At 59.7% G+C, this 21,101-nt stretch carries 17 protein-coding genes; 9 read left to right on the plus strand and 8 right to left on the minus strand.

Going from position 1 to position 21,101, the window contains the following annotated elements; genetic code table 11:
* The first annotated feature begins 117 nt into the window (after nt 1–117).
* Nucleotides 118–1,089 carry an ABC transporter substrate binding protein gene (locus tag GWQ29_RS02060; RefSeq protein WP_275918654.1) on the plus strand — a complete coding sequence of 324 codons (972 nt, stop codon included), beginning with the start codon at nt 118–120 and terminating at the stop codon, nt 1,087–1,089.
* 67 nt (nt 1,090–1,156) lie between these two features.
* Here the strand turns inward: GWQ29_RS02060 and ligA are convergent, their stop codons facing one another.
* The 3 genes from ligA to GWQ29_RS02075 all read right to left on the minus strand — a co-directional run bounded on the left by ligA (nt 1,157) and on the right by GWQ29_RS02075 (nt 7,781).
* Nucleotides 1,157–3,163 (minus strand): NAD-dependent DNA ligase LigA, encoded by a 2,007-nt coding sequence (gene ligA / locus GWQ29_RS02065; RefSeq protein WP_099994032.1) that lies wholly within the window; start codon nt 3,161–3,163, stop codon nt 1,157–1,159.
* Nucleotides 3,164–3,263: 100 nt separating this feature from the next.
* On the minus strand, nt 3,264–4,391 hold the full coding sequence (zipA, locus tag GWQ29_RS02070; protein ID WP_058393863.1) for a cell division protein ZipA: 1,128 nt from the start codon (nt 4,389–4,391) through the stop codon (nt 3,264–3,266).
* A gap of 15 nt (nt 4,392–4,406) precedes the next feature.
* Nucleotides 4,407–7,781, minus strand: coding sequence for an AAA family ATPase (locus GWQ29_RS02075; RefSeq protein WP_275918655.1), 3,375 nt, complete (start codon nt 7,779–7,781; stop codon nt 4,407–4,409).
* 108 nt (nt 7,782–7,889) lie between these two features.
* Between GWQ29_RS02075 and cysZ the strand changes: the two genes are divergently transcribed.
* A complete protein-coding gene (gene cysZ, locus GWQ29_RS02080) occupies nt 7,890–8,654 on the plus strand; it encodes a sulfate transporter CysZ (protein WP_011898471.1) in 765 nt (254 codons plus the stop codon).
* Nucleotides 8,655–8,794: 140 nt separating this feature from the next.
* Nucleotides 8,795–9,409, plus strand: a complete 615-nt coding sequence (locus GWQ29_RS02085) for a trimeric intracellular cation channel family protein (RefSeq protein WP_265422698.1) — start codon at nt 8,795–8,797, stop codon at nt 9,407–9,409.
* Nucleotides 9,410–9,505: 96 nt separating this feature from the next.
* Here the strand turns inward: GWQ29_RS02085 and GWQ29_RS02090 are convergent, their stop codons facing one another.
* From GWQ29_RS02090 to GWQ29_RS02105, 4 genes are all read right to left on the minus strand, one after another.
* Nucleotides 9,506–9,757 (minus strand): DUF3862 domain-containing protein, encoded by a 252-nt coding sequence (locus tag GWQ29_RS02090; RefSeq protein ID WP_096118078.1) that lies wholly within the window; start codon nt 9,755–9,757, stop codon nt 9,506–9,508.
* A gap of 117 nt (nt 9,758–9,874) precedes the next feature.
* Entirely contained in the window at nt 9,875–10,420 is a 546-nt protein-coding gene (locus tag GWQ29_RS02095) for a DUF882 domain-containing protein (protein ID WP_005316921.1), read from the minus strand.
* Between the two features lie 149 nt (nt 10,421–10,569).
* Nucleotides 10,570–12,054, minus strand: coding sequence for a L,D-transpeptidase family protein (locus GWQ29_RS02100; protein ID WP_275918656.1), 1,485 nt, complete (start codon nt 12,052–12,054; stop codon nt 10,570–10,572).
* 80 nt (nt 12,055–12,134) lie between these two features.
* The gene (locus GWQ29_RS02105; protein ID WP_021141070.1) at nt 12,135–12,905 is read right to left on the minus strand and encodes a transporter substrate-binding domain-containing protein; all 771 of its coding nucleotides are present in this window, start codon (nt 12,903–12,905) and stop codon (nt 12,135–12,137) included.
* Between the two features lie 326 nt (nt 12,906–13,231).
* Between GWQ29_RS02105 and GWQ29_RS02110 the strand changes: the two genes are divergently transcribed.
* From GWQ29_RS02110 to GWQ29_RS02125, 4 genes are read left to right on the plus strand one after another with little or no spacing between them, the layout of a single operon-like run.
* A complete protein-coding gene (locus GWQ29_RS02110) occupies nt 13,232–13,777 on the plus strand; it encodes a hypothetical protein (RefSeq protein WP_021141071.1) in 546 nt (181 codons plus the stop codon).
* Nucleotides 13,778–13,832: 55 nt separating this feature from the next.
* Nucleotides 13,833–14,867, plus strand: coding sequence for a glycosyltransferase family 2 protein (locus GWQ29_RS02115; protein ID WP_275918657.1), 1,035 nt, complete (start codon nt 13,833–13,835; stop codon nt 14,865–14,867).
* On the plus strand, nt 14,864–15,235 hold the full coding sequence (locus GWQ29_RS02120) for a GtrA family protein (RefSeq protein ID WP_005316930.1): 372 nt from the start codon (nt 14,864–14,866) through the stop codon (nt 15,233–15,235). Before GWQ29_RS02115 ends, GWQ29_RS02120 begins: the two co-directional genes overlap by 4 nt.
* Nucleotides 15,235–16,410, plus strand: coding sequence for a hypothetical protein (locus GWQ29_RS02125; protein WP_275918658.1), 1,176 nt, complete (start codon nt 15,235–15,237; stop codon nt 16,408–16,410). Before GWQ29_RS02120 ends, GWQ29_RS02125 begins: the two co-directional genes overlap by 1 nt.
* 350 nt (nt 16,411–16,760) lie before the next feature.
* Here the strand turns inward: GWQ29_RS02125 and tyrS are convergent, their stop codons facing one another.
* Nucleotides 16,761–17,960, minus strand: coding sequence for a tyrosine--tRNA ligase (gene tyrS / locus GWQ29_RS02130; protein WP_265461483.1), 1,200 nt, complete (start codon nt 17,958–17,960; stop codon nt 16,761–16,763).
* Nucleotides 17,961–18,070: 110 nt separating this feature from the next.
* Here tyrS and GWQ29_RS02135 point away from each other — a divergent pair, with 110 nt between their 5' ends.
* Nucleotides 18,071–19,393, plus strand: coding sequence for a peptidoglycan DD-metalloendopeptidase family protein (locus GWQ29_RS02135; protein WP_265461482.1), 1,323 nt, complete (start codon nt 18,071–18,073; stop codon nt 19,391–19,393).
* Nucleotides 19,394–19,481: 88 nt separating this feature from the next.
* The gene (locus tag GWQ29_RS02140) at nt 19,482–20,597 is read left to right on the plus strand and encodes an anhydro-N-acetylmuramic acid kinase (protein ID WP_275918659.1); all 1,116 of its coding nucleotides are present in this window, start codon (nt 19,482–19,484) and stop codon (nt 20,595–20,597) included.
* Nucleotides 20,598–21,101 lie beyond the last annotated feature (504 nt).

Below are 21,101 nucleotides of genomic sequence, written 5' to 3' on the forward strand. Positions count from 1 at the left end.
CGTTCGACGGGACCGTGACAGAAAAAAATCCCCTCCTGCGACAGTGGCTGACGAGGGCACGTATGGCACAAAGCAGGCATAATGAGTGGAATATCATTGCTATCGACGGGACCCGATATGGCCAAGACCCTGCTACTGCTGCTGTGCCTCCTGCCCTGCCGGTTGTGGGCAGCCGAGATCCTGATGATCAGCAGCTATCACGCCGAATACCTGTGGGATCAGAGTTACAACGCCAGCCTGCAAACCCATCTGAACGGCAAGCATCACATCAGCCACTTCTACATGGATACCAAGCGCCGCCCCCATGACGAGTTCGACCTGATGGCCGAGCAGGCACTGGCCTTCTACCGGCAGCTCAAGCCCGATCTGGTGGTGCTCGGCGACGACAACGCCATCAACTATCTGGCCAACGAGATCGCCTCCCTCGGTACGCCCGTGGTGTTTCTTGGCATGAACGAAAACCCGCGCCACAAGGGACTGGTCGGCCATCCCAAGGTCACGGGCGTGCTGGAGCGCCCCCTGCTCAAACGCAACATCAGCGAAATGAGCCAGCTGATGGGCGGCATCAAGAAAGCGCTGGTGCTGTTTGATTCCAGCAACGTGGCGCTCACCGCCATTGAAGATGAATTCAAGACCCAGACCGATCTGCGGGTCGGCCAGACCCGGGTCAACAGCCAGCTCATCGGCGATTACAGCCTCTGGCAGGAGGCTGTGCTCAACGCCAAAAAAAATGGCTACGACGCCATCTTCATCGGTCTCTACCACACGCTGGTGGACGATACAGGCAAACATGTGAGCGAACAGACAGTCCTGGCCTGGGCGAGTGTGCACAGCCCTGTGCCCCTGTTCTGCTTCTGGGAATTTTCGGTGGGTACAGGCAAGGCCATCGGCGGCCTGGTGCTGGATGGCCGCGATCAGGGAGCGAAAGCAGCAGAGCTCGTCAACGCCATACTGGCGGGCGCCCAGCCCAGAATGCTGGCACCCCGTGCCGCCGTGCGGGGCGAGTATGTGTTCAGCAAGCACGAGCTGGCCCGCTGGCAGCTGACGGTGCCAGAAAAGTGGCAAGGCAAAACCCAGTGGCGCGACTAACGCCCTGAAACAACAAACCCGGCTGGATGGCCGGGTTTGTTGTTTTCAGCGTATCGTCATCGCCAGATCATGACTGAAGGGCTGCCTGTAACTGCTCTTCGGTCCAGATGGTGATGCCGAGCTCCTGGGCCTTGGCCAGCTTGGAACCGGCCGCTTCCCCCGCCACCAGCACATCTGTCTTGGCCGACACAGACCCGGCGACCTTGGCCCCCAGCGCCTGCAGCGCCGCCTTGGCATCGTTGCGAGAGAGCAGGTTGAGGGTGCCGGTCAGCACAAAGGTCTTGCCGGCAAAGGGCTGCTCGCTTGCTTCCTTCTTCTCGATGACAGGCCAGTGGATACCGGCAGCCAGCAAGGCTTCCAGTACCTCGACGTTATGGGGTTGACGCAGGAAGTAATAGACGTGCTTGGCCACCACTTCCCCCACATCCGCCACCGCCAGCAACTGATCCACTGTGGCGGCACGCAGGGCATCCAGGGTGAGGAAATGGTTGGCCAGGTTCAGCGCTGTCGCCTCCCCCACCTCGCGAATACCCAGGGCAAACAGGAAACGCGGCAGGGTAGTGCTGCGCGCCGCATCGATGGCCGCCACCAGATTGAGCGCGGATTTCTGCCCCATCCGCTCAAGGCCGGCGAGCTGGATGGCGTTGAGGCTGAACAGGTCTGCCGGTGTCTTCACCAGCCCCTTGTCTACCAGTTGCTCGACAATTTTGTCGCCGAGGCCATCCACATCCATGGCACGGCGTGCGGCGAAGTGCTTGATCGCCTCCTTGCGCTGCGCCTCGCAGAACAGGCCGCCTGAGCAGCGGGTGACTACTTCCCCTTCCAGCCGCTCCAGCGCCGAGCCACAAACCGGACATTGGGTAGGAAAGAGGATCTCGCGGGCATCCGCGGGGCGCTGGGCCTCCACCACGGCAACGATTTGCGGGATCACATCCCCTGCCCGGCGCACGATCACGGTATCGCCGATCATGACACCAAGGCGTTCAATCTCGTCGGCATTGTGGAGAGTCGCGTTGGAGACGGTGACGCCACCGACAAACACGGGTTTAAGCTTGGCAACCGGGGTCACGGCGCCGGTACGACCCACCTGAAACTCGACATTCTCGAGCAGTGTCATCTCCTCCTGGGCCGGAAACTTGTGGGCAGTGGCCCAACGGGGAGCGCGGGCCACAAAGCCCAGCTCTTCTTGCACGGGGATGGCATCGACCTTGTAAACCACGCCGTCTATCTCGTAGGCCAGCTCGCCGCGGCGGGCCAGAATATCGTCGTGGAAGGCCTGGCATCCGGCCGCGCCTTCCTTGAGTTTCACCTCCGGGCTCATGGGCAGGCCCCAGGCTTTGAGCTGACACAAGCGACCGAAATGGGAATCCCCCAGCTGATCGCCGCCCACCCCGACGCCATAGGCGTAGAAGTTCAGCGGACGACTGGCGGTGATGCGGGAATCGAGCTGACGCAGGCTGCCAGCCGCGGCATTGCGCGGGTTGACGAACACCTTCTCGCCAGCGGCCAGTGCTTTGGCATTCATCGCCTCGAAACCGGCCTTGGGCATAAACACCTCGCCACGTACTTCCAGCCGGGCGGGCCAGTCGCTGCCGCGCAGGGAGAGCGGGATCGCCTTGATGGTGCGCACGTTCTCGGTGATCTCCTCACCGGTCGCACCATCGCCCCGGGTAGCGGCCTGCACCAGCTGGCCATCCACATAGAGCAGGCTCACCGCCAGGCCATCCAGCTTGGGCTCACAGCAGAAGGTGAAGCTCACCTCCCGCTTCAGGCGATCCTTCATGCGCTGCTCGAACGCCTGCAACTCTTCGCTGCTGAAGACGTTGTCCAGGCTCAGCATGGGGATCTCGTGACGTACCTGCCTGAAGGCAGTCAAGGGTTGACCACCAACCCGAACACTGGGGGAGGCAGGGGTTTTCAGTTCTGGGTGCTCGTTCTCGATCGCGATCAGTTCCCGCATCAGGCGATCGTATTCGGCGTCAGGGACGGTGGGGTTATCCAGCACATAGTACTGATGACCGTATTCGGTCAGCAGATCACACAGTTGACGGTGGCGGGAGAGGGTTTCGCTCATGGAAAAGTCTCGGACTGTGGTTGGAATAATAAGTTAACCGCACAAACAAAAATGCGGCACCTGGGTACCGCACTTTTGATGTACTCGACCCCTTGGAGTCTTAGTCTCGATTGGCCTCGTAGGCGGCCAGTTCGTGCCGGTAACGGGCTATGGTCTCGTCGCTCAGCGGGCTGCGATCCATGTCAGTCAGCATGGCATCAAGATCGCTGGCCAGCTGGTCGGCAGCCTGCAGCATGTGCTCGAAGGCAAAGGCTGCATTGCTGCGCAGCGGCAGCTGCATGAACAGGGAGACACCCGGGGTATTGAACTGCTCCATCCGGTACGGATTGAAAGTGCCCGGCTTGACCATGTTGATCATGGAGAAGAGCACTTCACCCTTGCCGTTGAGATCCTCGTGGCGATGGAAAATATCCATTTCACCAAACTTGAAGCCCAGCGCCATCAGGGAAGCCAGCAGAGTCGCCCCTTCCAGATCGTGACCGGGGCGCGCCATCAGGTTGATGACATAGACATCCTGCCAAATCTTCTCGACCGGCTGGGTATCCATCAGCGGCTCACCAACGGGCTCCTCATACACAGGCTCCTCGTAGGCAGGCTCGGGGGCCACATAACGGGGCTGCGGCTTGTACTCAGGCGCTGGCACATGAGCAGGTTCGCGGGCACCGAAGGTAGGTGCGGTCGCGTAGGCCGGCTCGACCAGAGGTTCATCATCCAGCTGTTGCAGCAGCGGCTCGCGCTGGGAACGAGAACGGTGTACCGGGGTACGACGGATCACCTGGGCGGGCTTGCGCACCGGGGCGGCAGGCACTTCCTCTACTGTCTCGGCGATGGGCTCCTCGAACTCCTCCTCGTCTTCTTCGTAGACGGGGGGCGGGGCAACCGGGCGAGCGACAGGCTTGCGCACCACAGGGGTTGGCAGCTCGACCTCGTCATCCTCGTCATCGAAAGCGGTGACGGGCGCACGGCGGCTGACATCCGGCTGGCGAGCCTCCTCGCTGTGGAGCTTGGGCTCGGCACGACGGCTACCGCTGACCACACGCACCTGACCGACACCATCGTTGTCGAAGGCGTCACTGTCGCGACCACGTGATTTGGATTCCATCCGGCCCAGAGGTTTCTCTTTGATCGGTGCCTGACGATTCTTTCTGTTGCTCCACAACCCGTGAATGAGCAATGCCGCAATAGCAATACCGCCCAGGGCAACCAAGATGTAACGCAATTCCTGCATTAGCTGCTTCTCTTTCTAGTTTTGCTCAGCCAAAGCGACGGCTTCACCGATATCGACCGACACAATGCGAGAAACCCCGGGCTCTTGCATCGTAACGCCAACCAGCTGCTCAGCCATCTCCATGGAGACCTTATTATGACTGATGTAAACGAACTGTACTGTGCTCGACATCTCTTTGACAAGAGAACAGAAGCGACCGACGTTCACTTCATCGAGCGGTGCATCCACCTCATCCAGCAGACAAAATGGTGCTGGGTTGAGTCTGAAGATGGCAAAAACCAGCGCAAGTGCGGTTAACGCCTTCTCCCCCCCGGAAAGCAGGGCAATGGTAGCATTCTTCTTACCCGGAGGTCTTGCCATGATGCTCACTCCGGCCTCCAAAAGATCATCCGAGGTCAGCTCAAGCCAGGCACTGCCTCCCCCAAACACTTTTGGAAAGAGGGATTTTAAATCTTCGTTGACCTTATCGAAAGTGTCACGGAAGCGTATTTGTGTTTCTTTATCAATTCTTTTAATGGCTTGGCTCAAGGTTTCCAGCGCTTGCTCGAGATCCTGACACTGGTTTTCCAGGTAGGTTGAGCGGGTTTTCGCCTCTTCATACTCCTCCAACGCAGCAAGGTTGATGGCGCCAAGTGCCTCCACCTGAGCCTCCAGCGTCTGGATCTCCTGACGCAACTTGCCGCGATCGGCGGCGATCAAGACAGCCTGATCGAGATCCACCAGCCGTACCCCCAGCTCCTCGAACTGCTCATGCAACCCCTGACGGCGGGTCAGGTTGCGCTCGCGCTCCAGCCTCAGGGTCGCCAGCTTCTCCTGCAAGGTCAGCAGCTGCTTGTGATCAACGCTGCGTGCCTGTTCCAGTTCGGTCAGTTGTCGCTCCAACTCTGCCAGCCTTTGATGGCAGGCAAGTTGCAATGCTTCGAGGTTGCGTTGCTCGACCAGCAGGGGCGACAGATCCTGACCCGGCGTGGCCCCCGGCTCCTTGAGTTCGGCCAATTCCAGCCCGAGTCGGGCCAGTTCCTGCTCCCGCAGGCTGATGAGCTGGCTCTGATTCTGCTGCTCCAGCTGCCAGCGCTGGCAGCTGGCTTGTTGCTGCTCACGGCGCAGACGCGCCTCTTCCACCGCCCGCTCGGCATGGGTGACTCGCTCCTGAGCAAGCTGCAGCGACTCGGTCAAGGGCTCGCCCTGTTCCTGCAATTCGCCAAGCCGCTCCTCATCGAGCTCAAGCTGCTGCAATGCCGCTGCCAGCCGCTGCGCCTCGTCGGCCTGCTCCTTGTCCAGCCGGATCAGCTCTTCGCCAAGCTGACCGAGCCGTTGCAACCGCTCCTGACGCTGGCCTTCCCGCAGGCTCCAGGCTTCACGCAGTTGCTGCCACTGCTGTTCCTGCTCGCGCACTGTGCGCTGGCTCAGCTCAAAGGCACTGTGCAGCTGAGCGCGCGCGGCATCGACAGTTCCCAGTTGTTCATCCAACAGGCCAAGGGCCTGCTGGCCTGCCGCCAGTTCTGTGTGTAACCGCTCACGTTCACCGAGCAGGGCCAGAGTGCCGAGTGCCCCGCCCTGGCCGAGATCGGCCCAGTTAGGGCCAAACCAGTCTCCGGTCGGGGTCAGTACCGACTCACCGGCCAGGAGGCCAGGCTGGCGGGCCAGCGCTGCGTCTCTATCTTCAACCAGCCAGATGGCGTTGAGGAAGGCGGGAATATGTGCCCCCTCAAGCCGGGCCGCCAAGGTACCCGCCACCGCAGGTCGGGATGGACCAATCCAGAGCCCGTTCTGCGCCAGATTGCACTCGTCGCTGGGCTGGGCGGTCAGCCAGCGGCCGAGCACCTTGTCAAGCGCCTGTGCCCACTCGGGCGCCACCTGCAGCCTGTCCGCCAGGGTGGCCCCCACCATCTGCTCCCCCAGCATCTGATTAAGAGTGGTGAGACGAGCTTCAAGCTCCCGCAGCAGGCTGCTCTGCTGGCTTTGCTGCGATTTGCACTCTTCATGGCGGGCCACGCTGGCCTGCCACTGCTGCTCCAGCTCGGCGTGGCGAGCCCTGGAGCATTCCAGCTCGGACGCCAGGGCGTCGAGCCCGGGCTGCAACGACTCCCCTTCCCCACCGAGTGGACCTGCGCGTTCATCCTCCAGCTTGAGTCGTGCCAGCCGGGTCTTGGCTTGCAGCTCCTGCAGACCGTTCACTTGCGCGCGAGTCTGGTTGAGCTGCCCCTGCAACTGGCCGAGTTGTTGTTGCCACTGCTGCTGGCGTTGACGCGCCTGCTCCAGCTGCTCGCCAGCGGCAAGACGCAACCCCTGCTGATCGGTGAGCAACTGCTCACACTGTTCGAGTCGCGCCGACTCCTGCTCCCCCTTGAGGGTGCCTTCGGTCAGCTGTTCCTGCTGGCTCACCAGTTGTGCCCTGATGCCCTCTATCCGCTCGCCAAGCCCCTGACGCCTGGCCTGCCAGTCGCGGCCAAGCTCGGTCTGATGAAGTTGCTGCTGTTCGAGGCGGGCGATGGCCTGGCCACCGAGAAAAATTTGTTGCTGGCGGCTCGCTTGCTCGGCCTGAGCCTCCTGGCGGGCCACCGACAGGGTGACGTGACGCACCTCATCCTGGGTGCGCTTGGCATCCAGCGCTGCCAGCGCCTGTTCGGCCTGAGTCAGCTCGGCCTTGGCCTCACCCAGGCGAGTCTCCAGCGCCCACAGTTCGGAACCGATAAGCTCGGCCCGTGCGGCGCGCGAACGGCTCTTGAGTTGCTTGTAACGTTCGGCCGTCTCGGCCTGGGCCTTGAGATGTTCGAGGCGGGAGCCCAGCTCACCGCGAATGTCGCCGAGCCGCTCCAGATTCTCCTGGGTATGGCGGATTCGCTGCTCGGTTTCGCGGCGCCGCTCCTTGTAGCGGGAGACACCCGCCGCCTCCTCCATGAACAGCTTGAGATCGGCGGGGCGCGACTCCACCAGCCGACTGACGGTGCCCTGCTCTATGATGGCGTAGCTGCGTGGCCCGAGGCCGGTACCGAGGAAGAGGTCGGTGACATCTTTGCGGCGGCACTTCTGGCCGTTGATCTGGTAATGGTTGGAGCCGTCGCGCAGCACCTCGCGGCGCACCGAAATTTCGGTAAACCGGCCAAATTCACCGGGTACCCGGTTGTGGGGGTTGTCGAATACCAGCTCCACCGAGGCGCGACCGTGAGGGCTGCGGTTGATGGAGCCGTTGAAGATGACGTCCGTCATGTTCTCGCCGCGCAGGTGGCGGGCCGAACTCTCCCCCAGCACCCAGCGCACGGCGTCGATCACGTTGGACTTGCCGCAGCCATTGGGCCCCACCACGGCGGTCATGTCGGCCGAGAACTCGATGCGGGTTGGCTCGACAAACGACTTGAAACCGGCGAGTTTGATCAATTTCAGACGCATGGGGGCCTATTGGGTAACGAAATAAAGAGAAGGCGGGCAGGCGACTTTACCAAATCCAAACCTTGTTTGTAATATGCTGGCACTTTCCCATGAACAGATGGAGCTCAGATGAGCCAATCACCCCCTATGGTCAAAGACTCAATCAGCGGCGCAGACTACTTCCTGCGCGGTTTCTCCCTCATTCGCCAGCCCGGCATCCGCACCTTTGTGCTGATCCCGCTGCTGGTCAACTTCGTGCTGTTTGCCGGGGCCTTCTACGCCCTCTTGTTACAGCTCGATGGTCTGTTCGGCTGGCTGCACCAGCAGATCCCCAGCTGGCTCAGCTGGTTGGACTATCTGCTCTGGCCCATCGCTCTGGTCACCATACTGGTGGTCTTCTCCTTCCTGTTCAGCTCGGTCGCGAACTGGATAGCGGCCCCCTTCAATGGCCTGCTGGCGGAGAAGGTGGAACAGACCCTCACCGGCGAGGTAGTCAGCGACACCGGCATGCTGGATATCGTCAAGGATGTGCCCCGCACCTTCGGCCGTGAATGGACCAAGCTGAAGTACTACCTGCCCAAGGCCATCGGCTGCCTGATCCTGTTCCTCATCCCCGTGGTCGGGCAGACCCTGGCCCCCGTGCTCTGGTTCCTGTTCAGCGCCTGGATGATGGCAATTCAGTACATCGACTATCCGTTCGACAACCACAAGATAAGCTTCATCACAATGCGCGATGCCTTGAAGCAGCGCCGCGGCAAGTGCCTGAGCTTCGGTGCCCTGGTCACCCTCTTCTCCGCCATTCCGGTGGTGAACCTCTTTGTGATGCCGGTCGCCATCTGTGGTGCCACCGCCATGTGGGTGGATCACTACCGCGCCGAACAGCTCAAACGCTGATCCCTTCCCTAATGAAAAAAGGCACCTCATCGGTGCCTTTTACTTTTTGCATTATAAAAAATAATGAATAGCCTTCATTTCTTGTCCCATATAGCTTGAATTGATAGGATGCGGGCCTTTCTCGCACCCTGGGATATCTCATGTTACATACACTCTTCTTGCTAGGCTTGGTGGCCGAAGGAATGACTGGCGCACTGGCAGCGGGTCGGCGACGGATGGATCTGTTTGGCGTGGTGATCATCGCCTCGGCAACGGCCATCGGTGGCGGTACCATCCGGGATGTGTTGCTTGGGCACTATCCCCTGCTCTGGATTGAACATCCGGAATATGTGCTGCTGGTGGCAGGCGCGGCCATGGCCGCCGTCATATCGGCACCGCTGATGCGCTACCTCGGCAAGCTGTTCCTGGCGCTCGATGCGCTGGGACTGGTGGTCTTCTCCATCTTCGGCGCCGCCCGGGCCCTGGAGATGGGCCATGGCATCGGCATTGCCTGCATCATGGCTGTGGTCACCGGCGCCTTTGGTGGTGTACTGCGAGACCTGCTCTGCCAGCGCATTCCCCTGGTGTTTCGCCGGGAGCTCTATGCTGCCATCTCGCTGATCACCGCCGCCATCTACTGCCTGGCGCTGGATCAGGGCCTGCCCAACGACTGGGCCGCCTTTGGTGCCATCGGGATCGGCTTCGTGTTGCGCTTGCTGGCGGTACGATTCAAGTGGGGATTGCCCACCTTCCACTATCAGTACGCAACCCACTGAGCGCGCCAGTTTCTGGCGAAGCAGTTCGGATTGCAGACAACAAAAAAGCGCCTGACAGGCGCTTTTTTGTATGGGGACACTGAGTGCGTACGCGACTCAGTTAATCCCTTCCGAGCTGAAGAAGGTTGCCTTGTCGGCGATGAAGCGGATCTTGATGTTCTTACCCTCCTCTCCCCAGATGCAGCTGGTGGTGCCCAAGGCATCGTCGCAGCGCTCTGCCTTGCCGAGTATGGTGCTCGCTTCCGTGTAGCTGATCCCCATCTTCAACTTGTCGTAATTCTCGCGATTGAGCTTGCCACAACCGGTCAGCAGCAGGGCAATCAAGCCCCCGAGCAAAATATGTTTCATCTGGTTCTCCTCTGGATAGTGTCCGGAGCCTAACAGCTCGGCCCCCCTCTTTGCCAGTGACCAGGCGCTGCAGCCCGCCATAGAGACGAGGTCTCGCTCGCCGGATGCCGCCAACGACTACCAGCTGCGGACGGGCCCGGTGTCCAGATGAACGAAGTTGTCGCTCGGGTAGTAGCCCACTCCACCCACCTTGAGATTGAGCGCAGCCTTGCGCAGATGGGCCAGCTGAACACCCGGGATCCGCACATCCACCGCCTGACCCAGGGTGTGATAGCTGTGCTTGGCCACGCCGCGGCTCTTGCTGCGCTTCTGGCGATTGGTCGCCGGCGAACGGTAGCCGGAAATAAGCTGGATCTCGCCGTTGCGGCCCAGCTTGTGCTGCAACAGATAGAGTTGATCGAACAGCTTCTTGTCGATGTTGAACACTTCGTTGCGACGATAATCGCGGAAAATATGATTGAGCTCGGCAAGCCCGTCTTGCAGGTAGCGACCATTCTCCCAATAACTGGCCTGCACTCGCTCGCCGGTATTGAGATTGAAAAAACTGAGTTCACGTCCCGAGGTACTGCGGCTCGCCATGGCAGGGAATGAGAGCATGGCTCCCCCCAGCAGGCACCCAGCCCCCAGCAGCAGGCGACGTCGACTTATCTCTTGTTCCAGCATAAGGAGCTCGTCCATCGCAGATGTAAGCGACACTGTTGAGTGAATTTGATACAGGTGCTTGAAACTACCTTTCGAACCCTCTCATGTCAAACCGCCCGCACCAATGAAAAAGCCCGGCAAGGGCCGGGCTTTTCACTCTGTGGCAAGGATCACAGCAGGCGACTTTGGAAGCTGACTCGATCAAATCCATAGATGTCATTGCGCAGTTGCTGGCGACCCTCTTCGTCGATCCAGCTGCTCCAGTAGACGGTAAACACAGGGATGGGGGTGGTCAGCGGCAACCACTTGGTCTGGGTATTTTTCAGTATGCTGGCCACCTTGTCCGGCTGGTAGCGGGAGTCCACCAGCAGCAACTCGGCCAGATCGTCGGCGTGCTCCACCCGGATGCAACCCGAGCTGAAGGCCCGAGCCCCTTGCTCGAACAGCGCCTTGCGCGGAGTAGAGTGCAGGTAAATGGCGTCGTTGTTGGGCAGGTAGAACTTGTAGCGCCCCAGGGCATTGTGATCACCGGGCTTTTGCCGCAGGCGATAAGGGAAACCGGCGGCCAACGCCTGATACCAGCCCTCTTCGGTGAACTGCACAGGGTTGCCTTCACCGTCGATCACTTCGAACTGCTCGCGATTCAAATAGGCAGGATCCCGACCCAGCTTGGGCAGAATATCCTTGCTCAGGATGGAGCGCGGCACATGCCAGGGCGGGTTGAGCACTATGGAGCGGATCTCGCTGGCGAGTATGGGGGTTGCCCGCTGCTCCTTGCCAACGATGACCCGACTGGTAAACACCTCGTTGCCGGACTCCACCACGCTCAGACGGTAGTCAGGAATATTGACCAGCACATAACGGGCACCGGAGAGATGATCCACCAGATCCCGGCGCCACAGGTTGCGCAGCAGCAGGCTGGCACGCACTTGCGGCCCGGTGTTGAGCCAGGTGCGAGTCTGGCGACCAATGATGCCATCGGCGGTCAGACCGTGGCGGCGCTGGAACTGCTTGATGGCCTGCTGGGTGTCGACGTCATAGGTGGCGTCGTCATGACGGGGGGCGCCATCCCCCAGCTCGTTGAGGATGGTACGGATCTGCCCCAGTTCAGGGGATGCCTCACCCGCCCGCAGGGTCGGCATGGTCAGGGTCGGCCACTGCTTTGCCATTGGCATGGCGAGCAGTTTGCGCACTTCCTCGCGCACCGCCTCATACTCGGCGACCTGGGGTCTGAGCTGCTTGACCTGATCCAGCAAATTGTCGCCAACAGGCTCGTGGGCCAACGGCTGGTTCAAATTGAGCTTGAGAGTTCGCATCTGCTCGCGAGCGACCAGATCCATGGCACGCCAAGCCTGCTGAAAGCGGGCCAGCTTGCCAAAGACTTCATCATAAATGGCCCCACGCTGATCGGCCGGTTTGGCCTGCAGCTTCTTCCAGAGACTGAAGAATTCAGGGTGCAACTGGGCCAGTACGGCCTCCTGCAACTGGTGCTCCAACTCAAGGCGAGCCTGCTCTGCGGTACTGTTCTGATACCAGTCATGCTGCACTGCAGCATTGGTTACCAACACCTGTCCTTCGCTTGCCTGCGCCATTGCCGCTGGCAAGCAGCCCAGCCAGATCAGGTTTGCCAACGCCAGCCAATACTTCTTCCCCATGCTTACCTCAAGATCGGTTCACTTCAACTGCCAGACCCGGCGGTCAAGGCGCTCATGATGCGTGAATGCCAGTGACTTTACTAGCTGGCGGGGGCGTAGCGCCGCCAGATAACGTCATACTCATTGGTTGCTTTAAATTCAGCCAGCTCCCGATTGAACGCCCTGACAAACGCCGGTGAAAGCCGCTGTTTGCTGAACATGAAAAAAGTGGGTGCTTCATATACGGCCATACCGTGAGGCACGATCAGATCGTTTAACCCCTCTTCTTTCAGACCCCAGGGCGTGGCCAGAATATCCCCGAGAAAACCGTCGATCCGGCCGAGCACCAGCTTGCCGTAATTTTGATGATCATTGACCACGCTTACCTGGGCCGCATAACGGCGCAACAAGTCGGCTGTCTCGGCCCCATAGTAGTAATCCTTGGTCACCCCGAGAATATGACCACTGGCCAGCCAGCTCGCCAAATCGGTTTCAGGATAGGAAGAGGACTTGCGGACCCAGAGCACACTGCGCCCCGGATTATAGCCATCGGAAAACCAGGCATAGCGGCCACGCTCCTCGTTGGAGTATGCCTCCATGGCGATATCGAGCGAGCCCCGCGCCAGATCGTGCAGTATCCGCTTCCAGGGCCGCTCCACATAGGTGACCTGACAACCCAGTCGCGTGAGCATGGCATTGAGTGTTTCCACGGCAAAACCTTTCAGCACCTTGTCATCCGTCGTCGCGCTGTCGTAATAGTGATAGGGCGGCCAATGGTCAAAACCGACCCGCAGCGGAGAGGGGCAAAAGCTGTTGGCGGATGCAGCCGGAGAGAGCAACCAGAGCGCACAGCAGAAGAGTATCAGCTTCATGGGTCATCCTTGACAACGCGATGCCTCATCATAAATCGGCCTTGGCCAAATGGCGACAGATCCTGCCACAGCGATCACCTGCATCGACACTGCATAGAGGGGGGTATTTCTTCCCATAGGGACTCGGCCATGAAATGAGCCCATACCCCGCGCGGCACAAGGCTTGGTCAGGTCACAACCGGGTCAAAATGGGGGCATTTGGAGCACTGACTCGAAAGGGGTTAATATGTGACCAAATATATTTTTGTGATCCACTATGCTTTTTTTGCAATTGGATTAGCATATGCGCGAAATCAGCCTACCAATCGTGAGGCGTAGAGAGTGATATGACGTACAAAAAGTTCGGTTTTCTGACTGCCATCATGGCACTGAGTGGTTTCTACCTTTACACCCTCTATCTGGCTGCCCACCCCAATGTGAGCCTGGCCTACAAACTCTATTACCTGGAAGGCAAGACCCGCTTCTGGGAGCACAACTCCAGCATGACTTATCAGCCGGGCAACGAGCTCAACCTGACCAGGCCGAGCCGCTTCCTCTCCAGCGCAGGCTGGGCTACCAAGCCAAGTACCAAGGGTACCGAACTCAGCGGCCAGGGCGGCCTCTATTTCGTGCTGCCCAAACAGCAAGCTCAGCCTGAACAGCTGACCATACAGGCCAGGGTCAACAGCCCGCAGGCCGGCACCCTGCTCAAGGTGGCGCTGGGTCATGACTTCACCACGACAGTCCGCCTAGCCAAGGCTGGCATCAACGAAATCCGGCTCAATCTGCCGGGCGATTCGCTGACATCGGACCCCAAGCGCCCCAACTTCCTGGCGCTGTCAGCACCGACTCCCCTCAATGTTCAGTCGGTACGACTGACCGTCGCCCAGTAAGACGCATTACCCGATACGCGGTTTAATAAATAATTTTCCAAATAAGGAAATTTCCATGTCGCATGCCGATTTTCGACTCTCTCTGATCGTGCCCGTGTACAACGAGGAAGAGAGCATAGATGCCTTCATCAACGCGATAGATAACGAACTGGCGCCTCTCAAGGATCGGCTGGAAATCGTGTTCGTCAACGACGGCAGCCGTGACAGCACCCGCGAAGTGATCGAGCAAGCCATCACCCGCGATCCCAGGGTGACCCTGGTCAACCTGGCGCGCAACTTCGGCAAGGAAGCGGCCATGACCGCCGGTCTGCATCATGCCAAAGGCGATGCCATAGTGCCGATGGACGTGGATCTGCAAGATCCCCCCTCCTTGATCCTGGAGTTCGTCAAGCTGTGGCAGACCGGTGACTATGACACCGTCTACGGCATACGGGTGGATCGCAGTGCCGATACCCCGATGAAGCGTGTCACCGCCGGTGGCTTCTACCGTTTCTTCAACGCCCTCTCCACCAGCACCAAGCTGCCGGAGAACGCAGGTGACTTCCGTCTGATCGACCGCCGTGTGGTGGAAGCAATCAAGCAACTGCCAGAGCGCAACCGCTTCATGAAGGGTCTGTTTGCCTGGGCTGGCTTTCGTGCCGTGGGCGTTCCTTACGAGCGTCCGGCCCGTCACGCCGGTGAAACCAAGTTCAACTACTGGAAGTTGTGGAACTTCGCCCTCGATGGCCTGATGAGTTTCTCCAGCTGGCCGCTGCGGGTGTGGAGCTATGTGGGTGTGGGTGTCTCCTTCGTTGCCTTCCTCTACATCCTCAAGATCGTCACCCAGGTAGTCTTCTTCGGCATCGATGTCCCCGGTTATGCTTCCCTGATGTCAGTGGTGCTGTTCCTTGGTGGCATCCAGCTGCTGTCCCTTGGCATCATTGGCGAGTACATAGGCCGCATGTTTGTGGAAGTGAAACAGCGCCCCGTCTATCTCATCGAAGGGGTCTACGGCCAGTATGCCAAGCCGGTGGCAGACAAGCAGCAGGACGCTGGCACGCAGCAAGAGACAGAACAGCAACAAGACAAGAAGGAGCAAGCGCCTCAATGATCTCCCGCGAGGAATTCTGGCGCCTGTTCCGGTTCGGTCTGGTCGGCGGGGGGGCAACCCTCGTCGACCTTGGTACCTCTATCGCGCTGTTTCATACCTGGCCCGCCATCTCTGAACACTGGGTCACCACCATCGCCTTCATGATTGCCTTCTGGTTCTCATTCTTTGGCCATCGTTACATCACCTTCCAGAAACAGGGTGCCATCGGCAAGTTCTTGCTGGTTGCCCTCTTCTCGCTGGCGGTGAGAAACCTGATATTGAGCGGTCTGCTGTTTGCGGGTCTTTCTGGTCTGCTGCCTGTGGTGATCGCCACGCTGACAGTCACAGTGCTCACCTATATCCTCTCTCGCGTCTGGGTATTTGCCTGATGAATGACATTACAACGTTGACTCCCGACAGCTCGACTCCCAGCAGTCAGGCTCCCTATCGCCCGTCACTGGCCATCAGCAGCCGTGACTGGCTGATGATCATCGCCGCCTTCCTGCTGAGTCGGGTTGCCCTCTATGGCATGGGTTATTTCGGCGTCCAGCTTTACGGCACCACCGACATAGGCCCGCTGCAAGCCTATTGCCAGTTCGACTGCGTCTGGTTCCAGCGCATCATCGAAAACGGCTACGATCTCTACCCGCGCTGGCTCAGCAAGGGCAATGCGGCCAACTGGGCCTTCATGCCGCTCTATCCGATGTTGTCAGGTGCGCTGTCAAACCTGCTCAATGTCGAGAGTCTGATCGGCCTGATGCTGGTTGCCAACCTTGCCTTCTTTGCCAGCCTGCCGCTGATGCTGCTGGTGCTGCGTCAGCTCAAGCTGGGTGACGAGACAGCCCGCTTCGGCGTCTGGCTGCTTGCCTTCTCCCCCTTCTCCGCCTATTTCGTCTCCGGTTATACCGAATCGATGTTCATGGCCTTGATGCTGGGGATGTTCCTGTTTGCCTATCGGGAACAGTGGCTGATGGTCGCAGTGCTCGGCGTCTGCATCTCCGGCACCCGCAATCTGGGTGTGATGATGGTCTTCCCTGTGCTGATCCTGGCGCTGCAGGCCTACGGCTGGCGGGAGTTTTTCCGCTTCACCGAACGCGCCTTCAAGGTGGTATTCACCCTCTGGCTCATCCCCTTCGGCCTGTTTGCCTACATGGTCTATCTCTATCACCTCACAGGTGATGCGCTGGCCTTCAAGCATATCCAGGTGGCCTGGGGCCGTTACATGGACAGCCCGCTCGACTGGTGGCTGAGCGGCTTCGAGCTGGGGGGGCGCAAGGCTTACCTCTCCATCATGGTGATCTTCGGCTGGTGCCTGAATCTCTACCTGTTCAGCCAGAAGCGCTGGGCCGAAGCCACCCTGATGTTCATCTGCTGCACCATACCGCTGATGACGGGCCTCAACGCCATGCCACGCTACATGTTTGGTCTCTACCCGACCCTGCTGGCCATTATCCTGCTGACTCATCGCTGGCCAGCCATGCGCCCGGCCGTGCTCTGCATCAGTGGCATGGTGGCCTCCTTCATCGCTGTGGCCTTCGTCAACTTCAAGTTCTTTACCGTCTGATGTAACGCGCCCGACACCATGTCCAAAAATGCCGGTCCCTTGACCGGCATTTTTTATGGTCTTCATAAATCGACGGGAGAAGTGAGCCTTGGCTGACGGCGGGTAAACAAGACATCACCCACCATGTTCCTATCGTGAAACAGCGCAGGTGTTCTCCGACGCCGCGGATAGCATGAGAGCAAACGGACAAGGCAAGTCAGACAGGAAGAGGCGAGAGAGGGGTAGACAGCCAGCAAGAAGGGAGAGTTATCTTGCAAACCGTCGCGACGGGACGGCTTGCAAGTGTTGTCTCCCGAGCACAGGCAGTGCTCGGGAGACAACTACAAAGCCAGTCTCGTAGAGAGGCTGGCTTACTTGACGGTGACCCGGGCAAACTTGCGCTTGCCGACCTGATAGACGGCGGTGCCTCTACCTACCAGCGCCTTGCCATCTTCCAGCTTCTCGCCGTCACGCTTGACCGCGCCCTGCTTGATCATGCGCAGTGCTTCGGAGGTGGTGGCTACCAGATCGGCGTCTTTGAGCAGGTTGGCGATGGCCAGACCGTCACCTTCCAGCGCCAGTTCGACTTCCGGCATCTCGTCCGGAATGGCGTTCCTGGAGAAACGTTGGGTGAAATCTTCGTGGGCCGCTTCCGCTGCCGCTTCGTCGTGATAACGGGCGATGATCTCTTTGGCCAGCCAGATCTTCACGTCACGGGGATTCAGGGTGTTCGCGGCGATACCGGCTTTGAACTCTTCAATCTCGGCCAAGGGACGAGAGGAGAGCAGCTCGTAGTAGTTCCACATCAGGTCATCTGTGATGGACATGATCTTGCCGAACATCTCGCCCGGGGCATCGTGCACGCCTATGTAGTTGGCGGCGGACTTGGACATCTTCTTGACGCCGTCCAGACCCACCAAGAGCGGCATCATCAGCACGCACTGGGCGGCCATGCCGGCATCTTTTTGCAGCTCGCGGCCCATCAGCAGGTTGAACTTCTGATCGGTACCGCCGAGCTCGACGTCCGCTTTGAGCGCAACCGAGTCATAGCCTTGCAGCAGCGGATAGAGGAATTCGTGAATGGCGATGGACTGGCCGCTGGTGTAGCGCTTTTTGAAGTCGTCGCGCTCCATCATGCGGGCCACGGTCTGCTTGGCCGCCAGCTTGATCATGCCGGTCGCGCCCAGCTCGCCCAGCCAGCTGGAGTTGTACTCGATGCGAGTCTTGGCGGGATCGAGGATCTTGAACGCCTGCTCCGCATAAGTGAGGGCGTTGTGCTTGATGGCCTCTTCGGAGAGCGGCGGACGAGTGCTGTTCTTGCCGGAGGGATCACCCACCATGGCGGTGAAATCGCCGATCAGCAGAATGATCTCGTGACCCAGATCCTGGAAGGTCTTCAGCTTGTTGAGGATCACGGTATGACCCAGGTGAATGTCGGGAGCCGTCGGGTCCATCCCCAGCTTGATGCGCAGCGGGCGCCCTTCCTTCAACTTGGCAACCAGTTCTTCTTCAACCAGAATTTCTTCCGCTCCGCGCTTGATCTCGGCTAGCGCCACCTCGAGCTGGGACATTTTTTGACACTCCAATCACGATTCCACAGGGCCGAACATATTACTGGAATGGCGAGCTAATTGGAAAGGCTGTAAAATCCGCTCATTCTGCCCGACTTCGTCAGCTTCTCATGGTCATTTGGAACGCCTTCAACTCTCTTCCCACCTGGCACCGCAAGATGGTGCTGATTTTGAGCATCATGGTAATGATGCTGGCGGCCTGGCCAAGCGAACGGGCGGTCGCCACCCGGGTCGATGACAACAGCAACGAGCTAGCCGTCGAGCCGCAACCGGACGACGGCGATCTGTTGGCACAAGCCGGGCAAGCGGCTATCCCGCCCAAGCCGAGCTATGTCACCAAACAGGTGAAAGTGCGTCGTGGCGACAACATGGGCGTCATCTTCCAGCGGCTGGGGCTCAGCACCACGGATCTGCACCTGATCGACCAGCTCGACGGCAGCGACCCCCTGCGCATGTTGCGTCCCGGGCAAGAACTCACCTTCAAGCTCACCAAAAATGGCGATCTGCACAGCCTCTATTACCCCCACAGCCTGGAACAGGCGTTGAAAGTAAGCCGCAAGGCCGAGAGCTTCGTGGCCAAACCGGTCAAGCTGGAACTCGATACCCGCGAGCAGGTTACCCGAGGCGAGATACGCTCCAGCTTCTGGGGGGCCGCCGTCGAGGCGGGGATGACCGAAGATCAGATCATGGATCTCGCCGCCATTTTCGGTTGGGACATCGACTTCGCCCAGGACCTGCAACCCGGGGACAGCTTTCGGGTTGTCTATCAGGAAAAATTCCAGGATGACGAGCGAGTGGCCTCCGGCGACATTCTGGCCGCCGAGTTCATCAACCAGGGCGCCATCTATCGCGCCGTGCTGAACGAGGATGGCAATTACTACACACCGGAAGGCAAGGCGATGCGCAAGAGCTTCCTGCGCGCGCCAGTCAACTTCAAATACATCAGCTCCAACTTCAATCCGCGCCGCCTGCACCCGGTCACCGGCAAGGTGCGTCCCCACAATGGCATCGACTATGTGGCACCGGTGGGCACCCCCATCATGGCCGCCGGCGGCGGCAGCGTAGTGGCGGCCGGTTACAACCAGTTCAACGGCAACTATGTCTTCATCAAGCACGCCGGCAACTATGTGACCAAGTACCTGCACCTCTCCAAACGCACCGTCAATAAAGGGCAGCGGGTGAAACAGGGGCAGACCATTGGCACCCTGGGGGGGACAGGTCGGGTAACAGGCCCGCACCTGCACTATGAATTTGTAGTGGGCGGCATTCACAAGAACCCGCGCACCCTCAACCTGCCGCAGGCCGAGACCCTCACAGGGCGGGAGCTGGCCAACTTCAAACTGCTGGCAACGCCGCAACTGGCCAAACTCGACCGACTCGACAAACCCGAGCTCCAGCTGGCCCAGAACAAGCGAGATAGCAACGGCAGTTAATGCGTCATCAGCCTCTGACCACGCCGCAGAAAAAGGCGAACGCTGAACCCTTGTTCCACACCTGTATCTCGATAAATAAGGACATCTCATGATTGAGCGCTACATTGGGCTGATGTCCGGCACCAGCATGGACGGGATCGATGCCGTGCTGGTGATGATGGACGGGGATGAACTGCGGGTCGAAGCGGCCATCAGCCACCCCTGGCCTACCGCCCGCGAGCTGCACGAGCTCTGCACCCCGAGCGACAACGAAATCGATCGCATGGGGGTGGCCGATAATCTGGTGGCCCGCGAGTTTGCCACCGCCACTCACGCGCTGCTGGCCAAGGCAGGGCTGACCCCCAAGGATATTCGCGCCATCGGCAGCCACGGTCAGACCATCCGCCACCGACCCCAACTCGGCTTTACCCTGCAGATCGGCAACGCGGCCCTGCTGGCGGCGCTGACCGGCATCGACGTTATCGCCGACTTTCGTACCATGGACATGGCCCTCGGCGGTCAGGGGGCGCCGCTGGTGCCCGCCTTCCATCAAGCGCTGTTTGCCAAACCCGGCGCCCTGCGAGTGGTGCTGAACCTCGGCGGCATCGCCAATATCTCGGTACTGCCGGGCAACGCGGGCGGGGTGTATGGCTTCGATACCGGCCCGGCCAATACCCTGCTCGATGGCTGGTATCGCCGTCATCAGCCAGACGGCGGCAACTACGATGCCAGTGGCCAATGGGCCGCCAGCGGCCAACTTATCCCATCGCTGCTAGCCAAGCTGCTGGCTCACCCCTACTTCGCTGCCCCCGCCCCCAAGAGTACAGGACGGGAGATGTTCACTCTGGATTGGCTCGATGGCGAGCTGGCGGGCAGTGCATACGCCCCCGTGGATGTGCAGCGCACCCTGCAGGCGCTCACCTGCCACAGTATCGCCCGCCAGTTGCCTGCGCTGGATGAGGCGAGCGGCGCCCGCCAACCCGGGGCCGAGCTGTTTGTCTGCGGCGGGGGCGCCCATAACGCCCCCCTGCTGAGCGAACTGGCCAACCTGCTGCCCGGCTGGCGCATCGCCAGCACGACCGAGCTGGGGATTGCCCCCGACTGGATGGAGGGAGCGGCATTTGCCTGGCTGGCACAGCGCTTTATCCACCGCAAACCCGGCAACCTGCCCGCCGTTACCGGTGCCAGCCGTCTTGCCGTCCTGGGTGCCCTCTATCCCGCCTGATCGCCAACTGGGAGCACCACCTATTACCCCGATCACTGCCAGCAAGGGAGGGCAAACTGCCCTCCCATACACGGTCGCCAATCGCACAACCCTATACCCCGCCGGATAAGTGACACTGACTGCCCGACCGGCGTCACCCAGGCGGGCCAGCCACCCGCTGGTCCCACCCTTTCGCTCCATCATCACGATCTGCTAACAGGATGCCTGTCCCCTTTCGGCATATTTATCTCTCTATTTGACACGGTAAATATCATCAGGATCAGCGAACAAGCAGCTATTCGAACGCAATATTAAAATATCGCCTATGCAATATATTGAATTATATTCCAGCCACATCTTTATTAGTCTTTACATGACCTTGGGCTAGCATATTTTTAGCGAGCAGGATAGATACTCCAAACTCTTAAAAATACATATCTATGCACAATAAAATCGATTAACCGCAAGATGACGCATATTTTTAACGCCTCGTTCACAGCGCAACCCCCTCCCCCGCCAGGGGAA

The sequence above is a fragment of the Aeromonas sp. 2HA2 genome, assembly GCF_029237345.1.
Classification (GTDB): Bacteria; Pseudomonadota; Gammaproteobacteria; order Enterobacterales; family Aeromonadaceae; genus Aeromonas; species Aeromonas salmonicida.